This window comes from Thermoclostridium caenicola (genome assembly GCF_900142095.1).
Taxonomy (GTDB): domain Bacteria; phylum Bacillota; class Clostridia; order DSM-8532; family DSM-8532; genus Thermoclostridium_A; species Thermoclostridium_A caenicola.
Genome location: NZ_FQZP01000057.1, coordinates 1 through 16,325, shown reverse-complemented (window position 1 = coordinate 16,325; position 16,325 = coordinate 1). Strand labels below are relative to the sequence as shown.

Below are 16,325 nucleotides of genomic sequence, written 5' to 3'. Positions count from 1 at the left end.
TAAAGGGTCGGAGGCGGTATAATAAGCCAAGCGGTGGTGATAGAAACACTTGGTTCTAACTAGAGGGATTTTTACACAAAAAATTGGACTTGATCACTAAATAGTACTTTATTATTGACGATATATTTACTGGTTGTGTTTTCTTATAGATGTCATAAATATCAGATAATGTGGAGGGAGCTAAATTGATCAGAGCCGGTGTTATTGTGACAGACAACACAAAATGTGTCGGCTGCAATAAGTGCCTGCGGAAATGCATCGTACCTTTTGCGAACAGGGTGACCGAAGACAGGAAGATCGTCGTTGATCACAAGCACTGCATCCTGTGCGGCGAATGCCTGAAGATCTGCGGTCACGGAGCGCGCAGCTATACGGATGACACGGACGTTTTCTTCAGAGATCTGAAAAACGGGACTGAAATGGCCGTCATTGTGGCGCCGTCATTCCAGTTCAACTATCCGGGCAAGTTTAGAAATGTCCTGGCCTGGCTCAGGGAGATGGGCGTGAAACTGATCTATGATGTCAGTTTCGGGGCGGATATAACCACTTACCTGTATATCCGGGCTGTTCAGAAAATGGGGCTGAAAACGGTCATCGCCCAGCCCTGCCCGGTAATTGTCAACAGCATTGAACAGTGTTATCCCAATCTCATCAAGTATCTTAGTCCGATCGGATCACCCATGTTTTGCACGGCTGCGTATATCAGGAAGTATGAGGGCTTTGGCGGAAAGATAGCGGCAATCTCTCCCTGTATAGGCAAGGCCGATGAATTCAGTAAGGATCAGCTGATCAGTTACAATGTCACGTTCAGAAAGCTGATGGAACGTTATAACGCCTCCCATTTCGATCCTAAGGCGGAAACAGGGTATGATTCCCCCGCCAGCCTGGTAGGATACTGGTATCCGACCCCGGGCGGGTTGAAGGAATGCGTTGAGCAGCTTTTCGGAAGGAAGTTCCATATCAAGCGGATAGAAGGGCCGGCGCTTGCCCATGAATACCTGAAAGAGATCAACGAATCCGAAGAAATTATTCCCGCTGTGATAGACATCCTGAATTGCTCGGAAGGCTGCCTGTCCGGTACGGGCACCGAGGCCGGCATTGCCCATGACAGTAAGGAACAGGCACTGTTTGCCAAGGCTTACGGCGCAAACGTTTCCCCGTTAAGAAAGCATTTAAGATACCGAAAGCTTATCAGTCATTTTGATAAGGTCCTGAAAATGGAAGATTTCATGTATTCCTATACACCGAGAAGCGATGATGTCCGCATCAGCGATAAGGACAGGGAAGCGGGATTTCTCGCCCTTGAAAAGTATACCCAGGAGGAAAGGACCATCGATTGCTCGGCCTGCGGGTATGAGTCATGCCGGCAAATGGCTGAAGCCGTTTTCCTTGGCTTCAATTTTCCTGAAAACTGCATCAATTATTCCAAGAAAAAGCTGCAGAAATCCTTTGATGATATCTCCGAGCAAAAAGGCAAGGTGGAGGAGCTCCTGGCCAAGGCCAATGACATGGCTGCCAAACAAACAGAATTCATCGGCAGGCTTAAAAACGATGTGGAGACTGTGAATCATGTCATCGGGGAAATGGTGCAAGTTTACAACAGCATTGCCAACTCCATCACGGAGATCAATACCCAGATGATGGAGGTGGAAGCGCTCTCGCGGAACAGCGCCGAAAGTACCGACGAACTGAGGAAGAAGTTTGATGATTACCTGCAGATGTCACAGACCATCAGGAATATTTCCGAACAGACGCGACTGTTGTCCCTGAACGCTTCCATTGAGGCCGCAAGGGCGGGTGATTACGGTAGAGGATTCCAGGTGGTTGCCGAGGAGGTCAGGAAACTCGCCGAGGACGCCAACATGGCTGTGGCCGGTTCCCGTGAGATCAACAGCGTGATTGAAAACGATATTGAAAAGATCAATGACATGATCAGCAAGCTGGAAAAAGTCGTCATCATGGTCAATGAAAACATCCAGAATGTCCTTGCCGCGTCAGAGGAAGCCAGTGCCTCCATGCAGCATATAGAGAATACGGTTGGGGAAATTGTGCTCTCCGCTGAAAAAATGTGCGTCTGATCTTGTCATGTGCGAAAGCGAAGCATCGGTTCATGAGCGGAAGGCCCGGTGAACCCGGAAAACATGGGTTCCCGGGCCTTCCGGCTTTTCGTTCTGGCTAAGCCTTTGAAACCTGTTCCGATTTGCCTGCGCTGTTGACAGACCTTCATAAAATCTTCACAAAAATGTGCTAATTTCATGATGCAATTATGAAGCGGAAAAGGTGGTATGAACATGGGCCAATCAGGTCAGCCTGGGAAAAAGGTCCAGGCGGTATCGGGCAAAAACCGGACAGTATTTGCGACTGTTTTTGTTATCGTTGCGCTCCTAACCGGTTTTGTGGCTATACGTCTGCTCTCTTCCGAGAATGCGGGGAGCCGGTCGGGCGATTTGGTCATTCCAAAGAGCGAAGTCACGAAAACGGCCAGATTTTATCCCTATCAGGCGGGAAAGACAAAGATGGAGGTCCTGGCTGTCAAAGCCGGCGATGGATCCATCAGGACGGCCTTCAATACCTGCCAGGTTTGTTTTGACTCCGGCAGGGGCTATTACAAGCAGGAAGGAGCCGAACTGGTCTGCCAGAACTGCGGGAACCGATTCCTGCTCGACCAGGTTGAACGGGTAAGGGGCGGTTGCAATCCGGTGCCCATCCTGGAAGAGAATAAGACGGAGGACGATGAGAAAATCGTCATTCCGCAGGCCTTCCTGGAAGCAAACAGGGGTTTGTTCGAGAACTGGAGATGAGGTGAGCGGCTCATATGCTGAAACATATCAAGAAAGCCATATCCGTCTTTCTGGAAAGGCTTGCAAAGGAAAATGAAAAAGCTTTTGGGAAGGCTCCCCTTGACTGCTGCCGATTGAACCGGTCGCCGGCGACGGCGACAGCAAAAAGGCAAACTCCAGGCGAACCGTAAGACAGGCGGTGTGTTATGGAACGGCAATTGATCCTGAAAGTTCTGAAAATAGAAGGTATGACGTGTACCGGCTGTGAATCGAGGATTGAGAAGGCGCTGCGAAAGCTGGACGGCGTTGTGGAAGCCAGGGCGATATATGCCAACTCCCAGGTTTTTGTAACCTACGATGCCGGTGTCATCAGGCTGGAGCAGATTATAGAAGCGATAGAAAAACTGGAATACAAGGTCGGCGGCGAAACCAGGGAGCCATCAGACACAAAGGCGGCGGACAAACGTACACCTACCAGCCGGCTGCTGGGGATTGGTGTCCTGGCGCTTGCTATTTATGTCATGCTGAACACTGTGGGGATTGACTTCCTACCCGAGATTGAAGCGTCCATGGGATATGGGGTTCTGTTCGTGGTGGGCCTGCTCACATCCCTTCACTGCGTGGCCATGTGCGGTGGGCTCAACCTTTCCCAGTGCGTTTCGTATGCAACAGGCAACGGCAGGTTCTCAAAGCTCAGGCCGAGCCTTCTGTATAACGCCGGCCGGGTGATATCCTATACGGTCATCGGCGGCATTGTCGGGGCTTTGGGTTCGGTCATCAGCTTCTCAGGTGCCGCCAGGGGAATAGTGGCTGTTATCGCCGGCGTGTTCATGGTGATCATGGGGCTGAACATGCTCAATGTGTTTCCGTGGCTCAAAAATCTCAATCCCAGGATACCCGGCATGTTCCGCAGGAAGCTGCCAGGAGGCAGAGGGAAGCGCGGGCCCTTCTATGTGGGCCTGCTCAACGGCCTGATGCCCTGCGGCCCGCTTCAGGCCATGCAGCTCTATGCACTGGGTACCGGAAGCTTTGCCGCCGGGGCTTTATCCATGTTCCTGTTCAGCATGGGCACGGTGCCGCTGATGTTTGGCTTTGGGGCGCTGAGCACCTTGCTGAGCGGGAAATATACCCATAAGATGATGCGAATCAGCGCTGTTCTGGTCATCGCCCTCGGCTTGAGCATGGCAGGCCGGGGACTGGCTCTGTCAGGCTTTTCACTCCCATCCCCGTCCTTCGACGGAGGAAGCCGTGCAAGAAGCGGCAATGTTGCCGTGGTGCAGGATGGCGTTCAGGTGGTGACCACCAGGCTGTATTCGGGCAGGTATGAACCGATTACCGTGCAGAAGGGCATTCCTGTGAGATGGGTCATAAAAGCCCGGAAGGAAGATATCAACGGCTGCAACAACGAGATTATCATACCCGCTTTCAATAAAAGCAAAAAGCTTGCGCCGGGTGACAACATCATCGAGTTTACACCCACCGAAACAGGCACATTTGTCTATAGCTGCTGGATGGGGATGATCAGGAGTAAAATCGTTGTGGTTGATGATATTAACAATATCGGAACCGGCGGAGAAGTACGGCAATCGGATTACAGAATACCTGTCGGCAAGGCAGCGGCTGCTGTTATTAAGGAAAAACAGGTTGATGCAATCAATCCGGAGGCAAACCGGTTTTTCGGAGGGCTACATTTATGCCACTGACGGTAAATTTGTGCTATATTGAAGAAATGAAAGGCGGTATCTTATGAACAGGGAGATTGTCGGGATAAGCGGCATGACCTGCGCCGCATGCGCAAAGCGGATCGAAAGGGTTGTGGGAAAGCTTGAAGGGGTTGTACAGGCTTCGGTTAATTTTGCTGCCGAAAAGCTTTCTGTGGAGTATGACGCCCAAAAGGTATCTCTGGATAAAATCAAGGAAACGGTTAAGGATGCCGGTTATGGCATTGTCGAGGATCAGAGGAAGAACACGGTGACCATCCCCATCGGGGGTATGACCTGCGCCGCTTGCGCCAACCGCATTGAAAAAGTGCTGGGCAGGAAGGAAGGAGTGCTGCGGGCTTCGGTGAACTTTGCCACCGAAAAAGCGACGGTGGAATATGACCCGCAGAAGATCAGGCTGTCAGCCATCAGGCAGACCATTGAGGATATTGGCTACAAGGCCCTGAGCGTTGAAAAAAAGACGGTTGATGAGGATAAGCTGCGCAAGGAAAAGGAGATACGCACCCTGTGGACTAAATTTATCGTATCGGCGGTGTTTGCTGTGCCGCTTCTGTACCTGGCCATGGTTCCGATGATCGCGTGGCTGCCTTTTCCCATTCCCGGCTTTCTGGAGCCCATGCATTATCCCTTGAACTATGCGCTTGCCCAAATCATCCTGGTGATACCGGTCATCATTGCCGGACGCAATTTTTACACGGTCGGCTTTAAAGCCTTGATACAGAGAAGTCCAAACATGGATTCCCTGATAGCCGTCGGCACATCGGCGGCGGTCATCTACAGCCTGTATTCCACCTGGCTGATTTGGAGCGGCAATATGCACGCTGTTGAAAACCTGTATTTTGAAACGGCCGGGGTTATCATTACGCTGATCCTGCTCGGGAAGTCCCTGGAGGCCGTATCGAAAGGGAAGACCTCGGAGGCCATCAAGAAACTGATGGGGCTGGCACCTAAAACCGCCATCGTCATCCAGGACGGAAAAGAAACCGAAATCCCCATCGACGAGGTGGAGAACGGTGATGTGATCCTGGTCAGGCCGGGCGAAAAAATACCGGTGGACGGGGAGATCATTGAAGGGCACACGGCCATCGACGAGTCCATGCTGACCGGCGAGAGCATTCCGGTTGACAAAAAGGTAGGCGATAAGGTTTACGCCGCAAGTCTGAACACCAACGGCATGATCCGGTTCAAAGCCACCAGGGTGGGCAGCGATACCGCTTTGGCGCAGATCATCCGGCTGGTGGAAGAAGCCCAGGGCTCCAAGGCGCCCATTGCCAAGCTGGCCGATATCGTCTCCGGCTATTTTGTGCCCATCGTGGTGGCCATCGCGGTCCTTGCCTTTGCTGGATGGCTCATTGCCGGCAAATCCCTGGTCTTTGCCCTGACCATCTTTATCTCCGTGCTGGTGATTGCCTGCCCGTGCGCCCTGGGCCTTGCCACGCCGACCGCCATTATGGTGGGAACGGGCAAGGGCGCCGAGTACGGCATCCTCATCAAGAGCGGGGAAGCCCTTGAAATCACCCACAGGATCAATACCATCGTTTTCGATAAAACCGGTACCATCACCGAAGGCAAACCGAAGGTGACCGATATCATTACGGCCGCCGGCGTTTCCAGGGAGTTTTTGCTTAAGATGGCCGCTTCCGGCGAAAAGGGTTCCGAACATCCCCTGGGTAAGGCGATCGTGAATCAGGCGGAGGAAGAAGGTCTGGAATTGATGAAGACCGAAAGATTTGAAGCCATACCCGGCCACGGTATTGAAGTGGTGATTGAAGGCCGGCAGGTTTTGATCGGCAACAGGAAGCTGATGGATGACAGGGGCATATCCCTGGGCGAGCTTTCAGATCAGTCCGACAGGCTTGCCGACGAGGGAAAAACGCCCATGTATGTTGCCGTGGACAACCAGGTATCGGGTATCATTGCTGTGGCCGATGTGGTCAAGGAAAACAGCGCCAGGGCCATCAAACAACTCCAGTCCATGGGGATTGAGGTGGCCATGATCACAGGCGACAACCGGAAGACCGCCGAGGCCATCGCGAAACAGGTAGGCATCGACCGGGTTTTGGCCGAGGTACTGCCGCAGGATAAGTCCAACGAGGTCAAGAAACTGCAGGCCGAAGGAAAGAAGGTCGCCATGGTGGGTGACGGCATCAATGACGCACCCGCGCTGGTACAGGCCGACATCGGCATTGCCATCGGCTCGGGTACCGATGTGGCGTTGGAATCGGCCGATATCGTGCTCATGAGAAGCGACCTGATGGATGTTCCCACGGCCATCCACCTGAGCAGAAGCACCATACGCACCATCAGGCAGAACCTGTTCTGGGCCTTTGGCTACAATGTGGCCGGTATTCCGATTGCGGCCGGGCTGCTGTACCTTTTCGGCGGGCCGCTCCTGAACCCGATGTTTGCAGCCGCAGCCATGTCGCTGAGCTCGGTGTCGGTTCTGACCAATGCCTTAAGGCTCAAGCGGTTTAAGCCGTACAAATAGCCGCCATGCCGCGGAATTTCCGGCGAGATCCCTGTCCGGAGGTCATTATGGGCGATATACCAAATAAGATCCTGGTTGTTGATGATGAAGCGAAGATCGTGGAGGTTGTCAAGTCCTACCTGGAAAACAGCGGATACCAGGTGGTGGAAGCCTATAACGGCAAGGAAGCCCTGGAGCAGTTTGAACAGGAAAAACCCGCCCTGGTTATACTGGACCTGATGCTTCCGGATATATCGGGGGAGGAGATTTGCAAAACCTTAAGGAAGCGATCACGGGTTCCCATCATCATGCTGACCGCAAAAGTGGAAGAAGAGGACATCCTGAGGGGTCTGAACATCGGAGCGGACGATTATGTCACAAAACCCTTCAGCCCGAGGCAACTGGTGGCAAGGGTCAAGGCTGTGCTGAGAAGGTCCGAGGATGCGCTGATCCCTCTATCGAGCCTGTTGTCCTTCAATCATGGGGAACTGGTAATCGATACGTTGAAGTATGAGGTCAGAAGGCACGAAAAATCCGTCAACCTGACGCCCAATGAATACCGGCTGCTGCTCACCCTGGCCAGGTATCCCGACAAGACCTTTACCAGGGATGAGCTGATCCGTATCGGGCTGGGGGAGAATTTCGACGGCTATGACAGGACCATTGACACCTATATCAAGAACATCCGGCAAAAAATCGAGCCCGATCCCAGGAACCCGAAATATGTATTGACGGTTCATGGGATAGGATACCGGTTTGGCGGCGATGAGAAAGGCGATTGATGATGAAATTCAGTCTGAGAACCAAGCTGTCGCTGTCCTTTGTTTCAGTAGTCCTGATATCGGTTCTGCTGGTCAGCCTCATTACGAACCTGCTGCTGGACAAACATTTCAAGGAATACGTCATTGAAAACCAGGAACGCAAAAGCAGGGAAATTGTCGCGCAGGTCAGCCAGCAGTTCAAAACCGGAGAGGAATGGGATCGGGACGCCATTGAGCAGATCTGCCTCAATGCCCTTGAGCAGGGACTGATCCTGAAGGTCATCGATGCGTCGGGAAACCTCATATGGGATGCCACCGTCCATGACAATGAGCAATGCGAGCAGATGCTGGCCCATATGGCCAAAAACATGAGCAGCCGTTATCCAAACTGGGAAGGCAGCTATGTGGAGGATGTCTATCCCCTTGCAGGCGATTTAGGCGTGGTCGGAAAGGTTGTGATTGGGTACTATGGCCCGTTCTATTTCAATGACAGCGACCTGGCGTTCATCAATACCTTGAACAGGCTTTTTATAGGCGTTGGCGCGTTTTCGCTCGTTTTGTCCTTCCTCATCGGCTCCTTGATGGCCAAAAGGCTGAGCACACCCATTGCGCGTGTGACCACCACGGCCCGGATGATCGCCAAGGGCTATTTCGGCGGCAGGATAGCCGAACCCTCCACCACGAAGGAGATCGCCCAGCTGACAGAAGCAATCAACAACCTGGCCGAAACCCTGGAAAACCAGGAAGCCCTGCGAAAGCGGCTTACCGCGGATGTGGCCCACGAGCTGAGAACCCCTCTGGCCACCCTGCAAAGCCATATGGAGGCCATGATCGACGGGATCTGGGAGCCCGATGTCCAGAGGCTCAAAAGCTGCCACGAGGAGATCATGCGGATAAACCGGCTGGTCGGGGATCTTGAAAAACTGGCCAGGTATGAAAGCGATAACCTGATCCTGACAAAAACCGATTTTGATGTTTCAGAACTCATCCGGCACATCATCCGAAACTTTGAAAATGATTTTGCCGCCAAGGGTATTGAGATACGGTTTACTGGCGGGAGGGAGATCATCACCGCGGATAGGGACAAGATCAGCCAGGTTGTCGTTAACCTTTTGTCCAACGCCCTCAAATATACCCCGCCGGGCGGTATGGTTCAGGTTTCGGTGGAGGGAGCCGATGATGTGACGAGAATAGCGGTGAGGGATAACGGGACAGGTATTCCGCCGGAGGATTTGCCCCATATCTTTGAGCGGTTCTACCGTGCGGACAAGTCGCGAAACAGGCTGACCGGGGGCGCCGGTATCGGTCTTACCATCGCAAAGACCATTGTTGATGCCCACAAGGGGAGTATCCAGGTAAGAAGCAAGGTGGGGGAAGGGACGGAGTTTACGATAACCTTGCCCAGATAAACTGCAACGCCTGCACTGTCATTGCGAGCCGCGTAAAACGAGGCGTGGCAATTCCTAGCACTTGATAAGCAGCCTCGCAAGCGGATGAGATTGCTTCGTTGCGTTGCTCCTCGCAATGACACGATAGAACAGGCTCGCAGAACCATACTCTGGCTGTCATTGCGTGCGGAACGAAGTGGAGCGCGGCAATCTCAAAATACCCGTTAATCCGCACCCGAACTGTCATTGCGAGCACCATATAAGCGGTGCGTGGCAATTTCAAAATACCCGCAACGCTACACCTGAGCAGTAATTTTATAGAAATAAAAATAATGTTTACAAACAATCAGATCATGCTATAATAAAAATGAAGATAGTTGGTTCCGCAAGATGCGGTGCCACAGAGGATGGATTAGCTCACCCTGCTATGGATTGCAGGGTGATTTTTTTATCTCTTGAAATGCTTGTTAATGGCAATCATCAAGGAGATAAGCGATATGACGAATACAGCGAAGGCTATCATCAAAGAGATGGCCTCATATACTGTCATATCACACCACCTCCTTTCCAGACGGATTGAGGTGGCACCACACCCTGCAATAACCAACTATCATATAAAAATATAGCATAATTGGTATGAACTATCAATCATTGCCGTTTCCTGTTAGTGTCTGTGCTTTGCGAAACGGTCTATCTTTTGGAACACAGAAACGGTGTGAGCCGCAAAAGAAAACGGGCTTCGGAGTATAAGGATATCCAGAAGTTGCCGGAACAGGGCAAAATGCTGCTGGTTCATAAGGACATGGTCCAATCATGTGATTCCTGGTTGTGCTATAATGCTGTCATGCAGACTGGGAGGCGAATGGCGCCATGAAGCTTGAGAGGATGCTGTCCATCATCATCTACCTGTTGCAACACAATAAGGTAAAAGCGCAGGAACTGGCAGATAGGTTTGAGGTTTCGGTCCGGACCATCTACAGGGACATTGAAGCCTTGTCACAGGCCGGTATTCCCATCAGCACATGCCAGGGAGCCGATGGCGGCATCAGCATTATGGAAGGATATAAGCTGGACAGGAATCTGCTGACCGGCGATGAGGTCAACAGAATCATCGCTGGATTAAAAGGCCTCTACAGCATCAGCGGGGATGTGAAAATCCGGCTCCTGATCGATAAGCTGAACAGCGTGGCGAACGCCTCCGATTATGTTGCCGCAGGCAATGAGATCATGATTGACCTGTCGCCCTGGAACCGGAATGATCAGTTGGGCTCACGCATACAGGAGATCAAGAAGGCCATACAGGAGCGGAAAGTCATTGAGTTTTCGTATTTCAGCAATGGAGAACTGACGCAAAGGCAGGTGGAGCCCTGCGTCATCGTTTTCAAGGAAGCCAACTGGTATCTTTATGCCTATTGCCTGCTGCGGCAGGATTTCAGGCTGTTCAGGCTCGGGAGGATGAACGAACTGAAAGTAACCGACACGCGGTTTGAGCCCCGGGCGTTTTCAATCGACAGGGTGAACTGGGATGCCGACGGAGGGCAGCATGCGCCCATTGTCGCTTTGTTCGATAAGTCCATGGTCTATGCGTTGAATGATATTTTTGGGGTGGACAGTTATGAAACAACCCCGGATGGCAGGCTGAAAGTCACCTTCCATATGCGCATCGACGGTTGGCTGTACGGCTTTCTGCTGGGCTTCGGGGATAAGGTTGAGGTATTGGAGCCTGCAGAGCTTCGGGACAGAATAAAGCAAATGGCCGAAAGCATCTGCAGGATTTATGACTGAGAAAGGGCGGAGGGACCTATGGATTTCAGGACTGATTTCGAACGATTTAATGAGAAATATCCCGTAAAAAGCATGCGAATCAACGGGCTGACCTTCCATTACAGGCTTGGGGGAAACGGCGAAAAGACGGTCGTTTTACTGATTGGCGGGCTCGGTATTTCAGACGCCTTTTATAAGCATTTTACCGAATTTGCGAGCAGGTTCACGGTGCTCACATTCGATTATCCTTACGAAACCTGCCGGAATGCCGTGCTGGCAGACGGTATTGCGGCGCTCATCCAGGAGTTGCGTTTAAGGCATGTCTATTTGGTCGGGCAGTCCTATGGGGGCCTCATTGCCCAGGTGATAGCAAAGCGGCACCCGGAGATCGTGTCGGGCCTGGTCCTGTCCAATACGGGATGCCTGGATTCGGATATGGGGGATGAAGCCAAGGCGTTCCTGCTCCAAATGGTCAACGGGCTGAAAAAGACCGTACGTTTGGTCAAGGCAGTCCCCATGCCTTTATTGAAAAGAATCCTGTTCAAACGAATCGTCAGAGAGTTTACCCAATGCGAACCTGACGCGAGAAAGTATCTGACCGATCTCTTTGACCATGTGTTCAATAAGATTACCCGCAGGCATGAGCTGAACATGTGCCGGCTGATGATTGACCTGGAAAATGAACTGGAGCGCACAAAACCTGTCTTCACCTATCTGGACAAAAGAGTTTTGCTGCTGCTCTCGGACGATGATCATACCTTTGGCGAACCGGTCAAACAGGCGCTAATCGGCACAATGACCAATCCGGTTGTCAACACCGGGATAGGCGGCAGGCATCTGGCGCTGCTGCTGAATGCGGATGCATATATCCGCACGGTTGCGGAATTCATCAACAGCGTTGCCTGAAAAGCCGGCGGCCGCGTTTGCGGACAGCGATACCTGTGAACGCGGACTTCCGGATCAGCCTGGACCCGGAAAAGGATGGCCGGAGGAAATACGGATCGGTTTGCTGCGAGCCTGGCAGATTTCTGCCGGGCTTTTTTTGCGGCAAGAAACAGGAAGGGGAGAATACTTGCCATAATAAAAAAGAACAGGCATAATCCTGACAAACTGTTGTCAGGTTTGCTGTGATACCATGAACGCAAATGTACGGTTGGATTGATTGAGGGAGGTATCAGAATGGGCGAGAAAGCGTTTGATTTCAAAAGGGCCTATAAGGATTTATACATGCCGAAGGATGAACCGGAATTAATCGAGGTGCCGTCCATGAACTTTCTCATGGTGGACGGAAACGGGGATCCCAACAATAATCCTGAATTCCGGCAGGCAACCGAACTGCTGTATGGCTTGTCCTATGCCATCAAGATGAGCAGGAAAAAAGGCAGGCAACCGGAAGGCTATTTCGATTATGTGGTGCCTCCCCTGGAAGGACTGTGGTGGATCGAAGAGGGTGCTTTCTCCTTTGAAAAGCGGGACAACTGGAAATGGACCCTGATGATACGCCAGCCGGATTTTGTTGATGATGAGCTTGTGCAATGGGCGAAAGCCGAGTTGGAGAGGAAGAAACCGGAGCTTGCGGTTCACAAGGCCCGGTTTGTGACCTTTTATGAAGGCCTGTGTGTGCAGATCATGCATACGGGCCCATATACCACAGAGCCCGAGACCATGACGAAAGTGGAGGCTTTTCTTCTGGAACATGGCCTGAAGGACGGGCTGACAAGCGGCGGGAAGCATCACGAGATTTACCTTTCAGACCCGAGGAAATGCAAGCCTGAAAGCATGAAAACGGTGCTCAGGCACCCGGTGAAACAAGTCTGATTATGGCGCTTTACGCCAAAACCAATAAATGCATAGGAGGAATGAAGATGAAAGTGAAATTTTGCCAATCCTGCGCCATGCCCATGGGGGATGAGGATGAGCTGTATGGCACCAATGGGGACGGTACCAGGAATGAAGACTATTGCAAGTACTGTTATCAGGACGGAGCTTTCACGGCGGACATTTCCATGGAGCAGATGATCGAGGTTTGTGTTCCCCACATGGTGGCGGCCAATCCCGGCATGAGCGAGGATGAAGCCAGAAACAGGATGAGGGAATACTTTCCCAGCCTGAAACGCTGGAAAAACGGTTAATGTTCAGTTGGCATAGATTCATGTCTATGCCGCTTTTTTCAGAGGAGGGTTTGAGAATGTGCCATAGCTATATCAGCCTGGACAGGGATAATCTTGCCGGAGAGCATCTGTGTTGTGCAATTTCCGATAAAAAACACCAGGATGGGGTTGAATTGAAGAAAGCCTGGCTCTCTGAACGGATACCGGAAGGGCATGTGTTCAGAAAGCTTGATGCGCGGGGAAAGGTTTTTATTGAATACGCGCCGCTGGAAACGGCCTGGGTTCCTGTCACCGGCGATAACTTTTTCTTTATTTATTGCTTCTGGGTATCCGGCAGCTTCAAGAATAAAGGGCATGGCAAAAGCCTTCTCGCGTATTGCATCGAGGATGCCAGAAAGCATGGAAGGTCTGGTGTTTGCGTCATCAGCTCAAAAAAGAAGAAACCCTACCTGACGGATAAAAAATACATGCTCAAATACGGATTCGAGGTTGTTGATGCCATTGGCGATTATGAACTGCTGGCTCTTTCATTCGACGGACAAAAGCCCACATTTTCTGAATCCGCGCGCAGACAGGCAATTGAAGCCAAAGAGCTTACCATTTATTATTCCAGGCAGTGTCCATGCATCCTGGACTGTGTACGGCAAGTTGAGCGGTACTGCAGTGAGCGCCACATTCCTCTGAACCTGATTCAGGTGGATTCGCTCGAGAAAGCAAAGGCTGTACCTGGTGTGTTTAATAATTATGCCGTGTTTTACCAGGGCCGGTTTCTGACCTTGCAGCTGCTCAATGAAGGTCATTTAAAGAAGGTTTTGGCACAGAATTGTGATAAAATAGTTTAAGACACAGGCCGCTCTGTTGCAAATAAGGGGGGAACAGGATGAAGGTTCTGGTCTTGAACGGAAGCCCAAAAGGCAAGTACAGTATAACGCTGCATACGTCTTTATTTCTGGAAAAGCATTTTCCTGAACATGCGTTTCAATATCTTCATGTGGGTCAGCAAATCCGATCCCTTGAGAGAGATTTTCATTTGCTGCACAAGCGATATCGGAAGCCGATCTGCTCATATTTTCGCATCCGGTATATACCTTTATCGCGCCCAGCCAGCTTCACCGGTTCATTGAGCTGTTGAAAGCATCCGGCCTTGATTTGTCCGGGAAGTTTGCCACCCAGATAACCACTTCCAAACATTTTTATGATGTGACGGCGCACAGGTACATCCAGCAGAACTGCCAGGATCTTGGCATGAAATACATTCATGGGCTGTCTGCGGATATGGACGACCTTTTGACGGAAGAAGGGCAAAGAACCGCTAAAGCGTTTTTTGAATATGTGTGCTGGTGTATGGCCCATGATGTGTATGAAACCTTTCCCAAACATGCTGCGGCTCCGTCCCATCGCCCGGTCAGCCCGGCTGAGTCCGGTGAGGCCGGGAAAACCGGGGATGTGGTCATTGTTACCGATTGTGCCGGAGACGATACACAGCTTAAAGCCATGATTGACAGGTTCAGGGCGGTTCTGAAGCATAAGAGCCGCATTGTCAACATCTCCGGATATCCCTTTCAGGGCGGTTGTCTGGGATGCTTCCATTGCGCGGTTTCTGGAAAATGTGTTTATAAGGACGTTTTAGATGATTTCCTGCGCAATGAAATCCAGGCGGCCGATGCCATCGTCTATGCCTTTTCCATTAAGGACCACTCCATGGGTTCTATCTTCAAAATGTATGATGACAGGCAGTTCTGCAACGGCCACCGAACCGTGACCATGGGAAAACCCACCGGATATCTGGTTAGTGGAAACTATCCCGAAGAGCCTAATCTGCAGATGATCATCGAGGGCAGGAGCGAGGTAGGCGGCAATTTCCTCGCAGGTGTTGCCTGCGATGAGATCGATCCGGACGCTGAGATAGACCGGCTTGCCGCAAGGCTCGATTATGCCATCAGCCATCGGTATATCCAGCCCAGAAACTTCTATGGTGTGGGCGGGATGAAGATTTTCAGGGATCTTATATGGCTCATGCGGGGGATGATGAAAGCCGATCACCGGTTCTACAAGAAGCATGGTCTGTACGATTTCCCGCAGAAGCAAAAAGGAACGGTATTGAAAATGTATCTCGTGGGAGCCCTCATTGCTTCGCCAAGGCTGAAAGCTAAAATAGGGAACAAGCTTTTTGAAGGCATGATCGCGCCATACAGAAAAGTGGTGGAAAAATAGCGGCGGCACCCATCAGAATCGTTGGTCCGGTATAAGCCCATGCCGGTTCTTGTTGGCTTGCATATCAATGTTTTTTCGTCCTGTTTCCGCCAGGCCAGGAATGATTACCTGTTCAGGGAGAAACCGGCGGAATGGGTTCATAACCGGGTCATTTTTACGAGCATTCGGGCGACACCATCCATAATCTTTGCAAATCGGTCTCCTTGCACGTTGACTTTGCCGATCATCGGGGTAAAATAATAACCGTCAGCCACTCCGCTGACAGGGGTGCTAACATAAGCTTCCAGCAATGCGGGGCAGCGACAGAATACCTATCAAAGAATGACGCCATTCTTTAAAACCTTCCCTTACATAACTGAAAATTAAAAGGAGGCGGTGCAAATGAGTCAAACAGTTCTTTGCGCAGCTGAAAGGACCGAGAAGGCCAACAAGGTAAGGAAGATGGGCTTTATCCCAGGCGTCGTCTATGGTAAGGACCTCAAATCAACAAGCATAAAGCTGGATCAGCGAGAGTTCAGAAGAGTGCTGCAGGGACATACAAAGAATTCCAAAGTGCAGCTCAAACTCGGAGAAAACCAGTGGACATGCATCATTAAGGATGTCCAGAAGGATCCCATCAACGGGGAGATCCTCCATGTGGAGATGCAGACCATCCACAGCGATGACAAGATCCGCCTGAAAGTGCCCGTTGTCTTTCAGGGAAAAGAAAAACTGGCCCTCAAACAGCTATTGCTTCAGGAGTTTATCTCCGAGGTGGAAATCACGGGTAAAGCGGCCGATATTCCTGAGTTTGTCAGTATCGATGTTGGCGACAGGGAGATCGGCGACAAGATCACCGTCGGGGATCTTCACCTCGGTGAGGGCATCAGGATTTTGGAAGATAAGAACGAGATCCTTGCCGTCATTACCTCCGCAAAGTCTGAGAGTGTGGAGGAAGAGAGCGCGGAAAGCGCGGCAAGCTGACAGTGGGAACGGCTGCGGTAGGCATACCGCAGCCGTATCATTTTCTACACGCTATCTTTGACATAGTGTAAAGTTTATGTAGGAATAAAAAAGCAAGTTACCTTCTCGATGTGGTATAGTTTTCAAGTAACCCACACAATAAAACATAACCAACAG

General features: G+C 51.2%; 16 protein-coding genes. 14 read left to right on the top strand and 2 right to left on the bottom strand.

Going from position 1 to position 16,325, the window contains the following annotated elements:
* The first annotated feature begins 185 nt into the window (after window positions 1–185).
* The 7 genes from F3H12_RS11685 (at window position 186) to F3H12_RS11660 (ending at window position 9,138) form a co-directional block, all read left to right on the top strand.
* The gene (locus F3H12_RS11685; RefSeq protein WP_149679498.1) at window positions 186–2,078 is read left to right on the top strand and encodes a methyl-accepting chemotaxis protein; all 1,893 of its coding nucleotides are present in this window, start codon (window positions 186–188) and stop codon (window positions 2,076–2,078) included.
* 213 nt (window positions 2,079–2,291) lie between these two features.
* Window positions 2,292–2,801: a DUF2318 domain-containing protein gene (locus F3H12_RS11680; RefSeq protein ID WP_149679497.1), complete on the top strand. Its 510-nt coding sequence runs from the start codon at window positions 2,292–2,294 to the stop codon at window positions 2,799–2,801.
* Between the two features lie 14 nt (window positions 2,802–2,815).
* Window positions 2,816–2,971 carry an LDCC motif putative metal-binding protein gene (locus F3H12_RS13610; RefSeq protein WP_279232001.1) on the top strand — a complete coding sequence of 52 codons (156 nt, stop codon included), beginning with the start codon at window positions 2,816–2,818 and terminating at the stop codon, window positions 2,969–2,971.
* 15 nt (window positions 2,972–2,986) lie between these two features.
* Window positions 2,987–4,483: an urease accessory protein UreH domain-containing protein gene (locus tag F3H12_RS11675; RefSeq protein WP_149679496.1), complete on the top strand. Its 1,497-nt coding sequence runs from the start codon at window positions 2,987–2,989 to the stop codon at window positions 4,481–4,483.
* 43 nt (window positions 4,484–4,526) lie between these two features.
* Window positions 4,527–6,989: a heavy metal translocating P-type ATPase gene (locus F3H12_RS11670; protein WP_149679495.1), complete on the top strand. Its 2,463-nt coding sequence runs from the start codon at window positions 4,527–4,529 to the stop codon at window positions 6,987–6,989.
* Window positions 6,990–7,036: 47 nt separating this feature from the next.
* Window positions 7,037–7,750, top strand: coding sequence for a response regulator transcription factor (locus F3H12_RS11665; RefSeq protein ID WP_149679494.1), 714 nt, complete (start codon window positions 7,037–7,039; stop codon window positions 7,748–7,750).
* Complete coding sequence (locus F3H12_RS11660; protein WP_479694080.1) at window positions 7,750–9,138, top strand: sensor histidine kinase; 1,389 nt, start codon at window positions 7,750–7,752, stop codon at window positions 9,136–9,138. The genes F3H12_RS11665 and F3H12_RS11660 overlap by 1 nt, the downstream gene beginning before the upstream one ends.
* Before the next feature lie 427 nt (window positions 9,139–9,565).
* Here F3H12_RS11660 and F3H12_RS13540 read toward each other — a convergent pair whose 3' ends face one another.
* Window positions 9,566–9,667, bottom strand: a complete 102-nt coding sequence (locus tag F3H12_RS13540; RefSeq protein ID WP_243133279.1) for a putative holin-like toxin — start codon at window positions 9,665–9,667, stop codon at window positions 9,566–9,568.
* Between the two features lie 320 nt (window positions 9,668–9,987).
* On the opposite strand from F3H12_RS13540, the gene F3H12_RS11655 reads away from it, so the two are divergent.
* The 5 genes from F3H12_RS11655 to F3H12_RS11635 all read left to right on the top strand — a co-directional run bounded on the left by F3H12_RS11655 (window position 9,988) and on the right by F3H12_RS11635 (window position 13,834).
* Complete coding sequence (locus F3H12_RS11655) at window positions 9,988–10,902, top strand: helix-turn-helix transcriptional regulator (RefSeq protein ID WP_149679493.1); 915 nt, start codon at window positions 9,988–9,990, stop codon at window positions 10,900–10,902.
* Between the two features lie 18 nt (window positions 10,903–10,920).
* Entirely contained in the window at window positions 10,921–11,787 is an 867-nt protein-coding gene (locus F3H12_RS11650; RefSeq protein ID WP_149679492.1) for an alpha/beta hydrolase, read from the top strand.
* A 273-nt stretch (window positions 11,788–12,060) separates the two neighbouring features.
* A complete protein-coding gene (locus F3H12_RS11645; protein ID WP_149679491.1) occupies window positions 12,061–12,699 on the top strand; it encodes a GyrI-like domain-containing protein in 639 nt (212 codons plus the stop codon).
* A gap of 47 nt (window positions 12,700–12,746) precedes the next feature.
* On the top strand, window positions 12,747–13,013 hold the full coding sequence (locus F3H12_RS11640; RefSeq protein ID WP_149679490.1) for a zinc ribbon domain-containing protein: 267 nt from the start codon (window positions 12,747–12,749) through the stop codon (window positions 13,011–13,013).
* Between the two features lie 56 nt (window positions 13,014–13,069).
* On the top strand, window positions 13,070–13,834 hold the full coding sequence (locus F3H12_RS11635) for a GNAT family N-acetyltransferase (protein ID WP_149679489.1): 765 nt from the start codon (window positions 13,070–13,072) through the stop codon (window positions 13,832–13,834).
* A 184-nt stretch (window positions 13,835–14,018) separates the two neighbouring features.
* Here the strand turns inward: F3H12_RS11635 and F3H12_RS13535 are convergent, their stop codons facing one another.
* Window positions 14,019–14,345 carry a hypothetical protein gene (locus F3H12_RS13535; protein ID WP_243133278.1) on the bottom strand — a complete coding sequence of 109 codons (327 nt, stop codon included), beginning with the start codon at window positions 14,343–14,345 and terminating at the stop codon, window positions 14,019–14,021.
* Here F3H12_RS13535 and F3H12_RS11630 point away from each other — a divergent pair.
* Window positions 14,337–15,206 carry a hypothetical protein gene (locus tag F3H12_RS11630; RefSeq protein WP_243133277.1) on the top strand — a complete coding sequence of 290 codons (870 nt, stop codon included), beginning with the start codon at window positions 14,337–14,339 and terminating at the stop codon, window positions 15,204–15,206. The genes F3H12_RS13535 and F3H12_RS11630 overlap by 9 nt on opposite strands.
* Before the next feature lie 381 nt (window positions 15,207–15,587).
* On the top strand, window positions 15,588–16,169 hold the full coding sequence (locus tag F3H12_RS11625) for a 50S ribosomal protein L25 (protein WP_149679488.1): 582 nt from the start codon (window positions 15,588–15,590) through the stop codon (window positions 16,167–16,169).
* The last annotated feature ends 156 nt before the right edge of the window (window positions 16,170–16,325 follow it).

What these genes read in the sequence shown, in the direction of transcription:
- F3H12_RS11625 (WP_149679488.1), top strand. Translation starts at nt 15,588, where the DNA reads ATGAGTCAAACAGTTCTTTGCGCAGCTGAAAGGACCGAGAAGGCCAAC.
- F3H12_RS11660 (WP_479694080.1), top strand. Translation starts at nt 7,750, where the DNA reads ATGATGAAATTCAGTCTGAGAACCAAGCTGTCGCTGTCCTTTGTTTCA.
- F3H12_RS11655 (WP_149679493.1), top strand. Translation starts at nt 9,988, where the DNA reads ATGAAGCTTGAGAGGATGCTGTCCATCATCATCTACCTGTTGCAACAC.
- F3H12_RS11630 (WP_243133277.1), top strand. Translation starts at nt 14,337, where the DNA reads ATGGCCCATGATGTGTATGAAACCTTTCCCAAACATGCTGCGGCTCCG.
- F3H12_RS11650 (WP_149679492.1), top strand. Translation starts at nt 10,921, where the DNA reads ATGGATTTCAGGACTGATTTCGAACGATTTAATGAGAAATATCCCGTA.
- F3H12_RS13535 (WP_243133278.1), bottom strand. Translation starts at nt 14,345, where the DNA reads ATGGGCCATACACCAGCACACATATTCAAAAAACGCTTTAGCGGTTCT.
- F3H12_RS11640 (WP_149679490.1), top strand. Translation starts at nt 12,747, where the DNA reads ATGAAAGTGAAATTTTGCCAATCCTGCGCCATGCCCATGGGGGATGAG.
- F3H12_RS13540 (WP_243133279.1), bottom strand. Translation starts at nt 9,667, where the DNA reads ATGACAGTATATGAGGCCATCTCTTTGATGATAGCCTTCGCTGTATTC.
- F3H12_RS11675 (WP_149679496.1), top strand. Translation starts at nt 2,987, where the DNA reads ATGGAACGGCAATTGATCCTGAAAGTTCTGAAAATAGAAGGTATGACG.
- F3H12_RS13610 (WP_279232001.1), top strand. Translation starts at nt 2,816, where the DNA reads ATGCTGAAACATATCAAGAAAGCCATATCCGTCTTTCTGGAAAGGCTT.
- F3H12_RS11665 (WP_149679494.1), top strand. Translation starts at nt 7,037, where the DNA reads ATGGGCGATATACCAAATAAGATCCTGGTTGTTGATGATGAAGCGAAG.
- F3H12_RS11645 (WP_149679491.1), top strand. Translation starts at nt 12,061, where the DNA reads ATGGGCGAGAAAGCGTTTGATTTCAAAAGGGCCTATAAGGATTTATAC.
- F3H12_RS11635 (WP_149679489.1), top strand. Translation starts at nt 13,070, where the DNA reads ATGTGCCATAGCTATATCAGCCTGGACAGGGATAATCTTGCCGGAGAG.
- F3H12_RS11670 (WP_149679495.1), top strand. Translation starts at nt 4,527, where the DNA reads ATGAACAGGGAGATTGTCGGGATAAGCGGCATGACCTGCGCCGCATGC.
- F3H12_RS11680 (WP_149679497.1), top strand. Translation starts at nt 2,292, where the DNA reads ATGGGCCAATCAGGTCAGCCTGGGAAAAAGGTCCAGGCGGTATCGGGC.